Source organism: Bacteroidota bacterium (assembly GCA_018692315.1).
Lineage (GTDB): Bacteria > Bacteroidota > Bacteroidia > Bacteroidales > JABHKC01 > JABHKC01.
On the sequence record JABHKC010000009.1, the window covers coordinates 1 to 4,333 of the forward strand.

The 4,333-nt window shown below is 30.8% G+C and carries 4 protein-coding genes; all 4 read left to right on the plus strand.

Features of this window, described 5'->3' with window-relative positions; all coding sequences use genetic code 11:
• Positions 1–295, plus strand: a 295-nt coding sequence (locus HN894_00520; GenBank protein MBT7141789.1) for a transposase, incomplete at its 5' end; no start/stop codon positions are given.
• A 134-nt stretch (positions 296–429) separates the two neighbouring features.
• The gene (locus tag HN894_00525) at positions 430–1,077 is read left to right on the plus strand and encodes a hypothetical protein (GenBank protein ID MBT7141790.1); all 648 of its coding nucleotides are present in this window, start codon (positions 430–432) and stop codon (positions 1,075–1,077) included.
• Positions 1,078–1,232: 155 nt separating this feature from the next.
• Complete coding sequence (gene kdsB / locus HN894_00530) at positions 1,233–1,979, plus strand: 3-deoxy-manno-octulosonate cytidylyltransferase (GenBank protein MBT7141791.1); 747 nt, start codon at positions 1,233–1,235, stop codon at positions 1,977–1,979.
• A gap of 560 nt (positions 1,980–2,539) precedes the next feature.
• Positions 2,540–4,333 (plus strand): hypothetical protein (locus HN894_00535; GenBank protein ID MBT7141792.1); only part of this gene is annotated, 1,794 nt, incomplete at its 3' end.

Here is a 4,333-nt window from a genome sequence, read left to right on the forward strand (position 1 = left end):
GGGTTATGATTTACCAAATAAAGATAAAGAACTTATCAGTTTTCAAAATAGGTTGAGAAAATATAGAGATTATCTTTTTACATTTCTTTATCACTCAAATGTGCCACCAGACAACAATGCATCCGAAAGAGCAATAAGAAACATAAAAGTAAAACAAAAAGTTTCGGGACAATTTAAATCAACAAATGGTGCATTCGGATTTGCTGTATTGAAGTCTATTACTGATACTGTCAAAAAAAATAGACTTGGAATATTAAATGCTTTGGAAAATATTGCTAAATTGCAGACTGATTAGTTACTATATTTTTAATGAAAAAAACTTTTGTGGAAATAATTGTAACTTTTAAGTAGTTTTTTGGTTCAATTGTCAAAAAACCAATATGAAATATTCGCAATAAACCTACTTTTGTATTGTTTGAAAATTATAAAATGAAAGTATTAAGTATTATATTAGTTGTATTGTTTTTTCAGCTTAAAAGCATAAGCCAGGTTGAAGAAGCAGATACAATTGCCACTATTTCAAATAGGATAACCAAGAAAAAACCTGTAAAATATACAATGGTAAAAGGTGGCTACGGAAAAGAAGCTAAGGTAGAAGAAAAAAAAGAGGAGACATCAGCAAAAATTTCCTACTTTGAAGGAGGCTATGGTTTCAATCAAAAGAAGAACGATTCAATACATAAATTGGAAATGGAGTTTGAAAAGAACAAACTTGATGAAGAAAAATTGAAAAAAGAATATGAAAGTATTGAAAAAGTCTCCTATTTTACAAACTTCGAAAAACTTGAAAATAGGCAAAGTGAAGAAAGCAGGAACAAAAATATTGAAGAAGCTCAAGCAAAACTTCTTAATAAACTTCCAGTTTTAGACAAACCATTCCATATCTACAAAAAAGTGCTCGATCCTGAAACACAGGAGATAATTGAAATCTATGATTTTTCGAATGAGCAATATGTTTGGGATAAAAACTCGTCGAACGAGGAAGATAAACTAAAAGAAAAAATATTGCGAGAGTTGAAATACGAACTTCGATTACAAGAAATAAAAAAAGAAGCAAAAAAAGAAGGAGATAAATAGTCTCCTTTTTTTATTTATAGTATCATATAAAAGTATTATTTACAATATATAATTTCTTATATCTCAAATTTGAAAGCTTTGAATATTATTACAGAACGACTGAATATGCTAAATTTGAAGTCTGTCAATTCCTTTTCATGCCAAATAAATATAAAATGAAAATAGTAGCAATCATTCCGGCAAGATATGCTTCAACTCGCTTTCCAGGAAAACCTTTAGTTAGTATAAAAGGGAAAACTATGATTTGCCGTGTATTTGAACAAGTATCAAAAGCAATTGATACTGTGTTTGTTGCAACCGATGATAATAGAATTGAAAGTGAAGTTAAAAAATTTTGCGGTAATGTTGTATTAACTTCAGAGTTTCACCAAAGTGGAACCGACAGGTGTGCCGAGGCAGTAGTTAAAATTCAAAAATTACTTAATATTGAATTCGACATTGTAATAAATGTTCAAGGAGACGAACCATTTATCCATCCAAATCAAATAAGTTCAATAATTTCTGCTTTTGAAAATAAATCTACACAAATTGCCACATTAGCCAAAAAAATCGAGAATTCAGATGAATTATCAAATCCAAATGTTGTGAAGCTTGTGCTAAACAATAAAAATGAAGCTATATATTTTAGTCGCTCGTCAATTCCGTATGTACGAGAAGTTGAGAACCGAGAAGACATAAACAAACATCAATTTTACAAACATATTGGATTATATGGATATTCAAAAAATACTCTTTTAGAATTAACGAAATTAGATCAAACCCCTCTCGAAATTGTAGAATCTTTAGAACAATTACGATGGATAGAAAATGATTACAAAATTAAAGTTAGTTTGACAGAGCATGAAAGCATTTCTATTGACACAAAAGATGATTTAGAAATTCTGTTAGAAAATCATCTTTAAACATTGCTTTATACATTCCTTTTGAGAAATATTTGATAATAAAACTATGAGAATATTATTTGGAAAAAAATGTCATAAACAAATTATCATTGATGTTTACCTAATCATCTAATCCATTCAATTATATAGAATATTAGTTAAAACAATTTCCAAAATATCGATAAAAACTGGATAAAATAATAGTAACATTACACCAAAACTCCCGTAACATGCCAAACGATTTCTGTAATGAATAACTACTTTTATCAAAAAATTATGTCAGAAATGCCAAATTAAGTTTTTATTTTTTAAAATATACAAAGTAGGGAGTCGTATAAATTTTGGATTTTAGAAAAATTATTAGATAGTTTTTCTTTTTTAATAATTAAGAATATGAAGACTGCAAATTAGTTTACCTTGGTAATTAAGCAGTTATAAATAATTCAAAAAAAAATGCAACAGTATTTCAATAGTAATGAAAAACATAATAAAATACAGTTACATTTTAATATTCAGGACTAAGAATTTTTAAAAAAAAATATTAGTTTAGCTGTTTTTTTATTATCCCCTTTATAAGGAGTATGAAATTGAAGAAATATTTATTAGTTATTTTCATTGGGTTGATTCATATACCATTAGCTGTTGAGGCATCTAATATGTTTGAAGATCATTCCAAAAATAGATATTTTGGTTTTGCTTTTAATTATAGTTTTGAAAACAATCTTAATGATTTATTCATAAATTTAAATTGCGGGGAAAATAATAATTTTCCTTCCATTTCATTTTCAGCCCCTTCTGTTCAGGGTGCTACAATTAGTTTAGATACTATAATTGATGTAAGTTGTAATGGTTACTCAGACGGTGCAATAAATATTTCACTCTCTGGCGGAACTCCACCGTATTCACTTGAATGGTCTAATGGATCAACAACTGAAAATATTTCTGGATTAATGGCAAATGCTTATTCAGTTACAGTTATTGATGCCGCAAATGATAGTACTATTGAAACATATCTTGTAGGCACTCCTGATGACATTACATTAACTTTACTTTCTGGCCCCAGTATATGCTATGGCTCAAATGCCGGTCAATTAACTGCAAGCGTTGTGGGAGGAACTGTTTCATTTCCAGCCCCCACTGCTTATTCATATATATGGTCAAATGGTAGTACAAATTTTCAAAATACTGGATTAGTAGCTGGTTTCTATAGTGTTACAGTTTCTGACGATAATGGATGTACTGATTCACAAAGCGCAACTATTATTCAACCAGACACTGCAATTGTTATCTCAGCTGATGTAAACAACATATGCGATATAATTTTAGGAAGTATTGATTTGACTGTAACAGGGGGTTGGGGAAATTATACATATAATTGGTCGAATGGAGAAACAACTGAAGATATATACTTGCTATCCTCTGGAACCTACTCAGTTTCGGTTTTTGATATGATTTCGTGTATTGCTATTGAATCTTTTACTATTGTTCAACCAACGGAAATATTGGCACATAACTTCACAACTTCTAATCTATCATGCTTCGAGGACAATTCAGGAAATATTGATTTGACAGTTTCCGGTGGATTTACTCCATATACTTACAACTGGACACCTAGCTTCGGAAATATTGAAGATTTAGTAGGTATTGCTGCAGGTAATTATTCAGTTGTAATAACAGATAGTAGTGGATGTCAATTGTCAAACAGTATGATTATTAGCCAACCTACAGCATTAAATGCAGTAGTAGTTGGGACATTTACAATCTGCTATGGTACGAACGAAGGAACTGCAATTACTATACCTTCAAATGGCGGAACGCCTCCTTATTCCTATTTATGGAGTACAGGTCAAACTAATGGGATTCTAATGGGTTTGTCAGCAGGATCCTATTTACTAACCTTAACGGATGCAAACGGATGTACCGATACAGAAACTATTCCAATAATGCAACCTGCTTCTCCTTTTACTATAAGCTTATCTGCCACAAATGTAAATTGCAATTCATATACAACCGGATCGATAGGATCGACTGTCAGTGGAGGTTGGTTTCCAGCTTTTTATCAATATAGTTGGTCAAATGGAGCATTTACTTCAAACATTTCAAATTTGCCTGCTGGAACATATATAGTTACAGCTACTTCAATAGGTAGTGCAACATGCCAAGACATAGACAGCATCACCATTATGGAGCCACCTGCTATATCTATAAGTGTTGATTCAAATAATATTTTATGTTTTGCTGAAAGCACAGGATCGATAAATATTGGTGTTTCCGGCGGGACAAGTCCATACGAATATTTGTGGTCGAATTCTGCAACTACTGAAGATTTAAATAACTTAGCTGCAGGAACTTATACGGTAGTTGTGAGCGATTCA

What these genes read in the sequence shown, in the direction of transcription:
- HN894_00525 (MBT7141790.1), top strand. Translation starts at nt 430, where the DNA reads ATGAAAGTATTAAGTATTATATTAGTTGTATTGTTTTTTCAGCTTAAA.
- kdsB (MBT7141791.1), top strand. Translation starts at nt 1,233, where the DNA reads ATGAAAATAGTAGCAATCATTCCGGCAAGATATGCTTCAACTCGCTTT.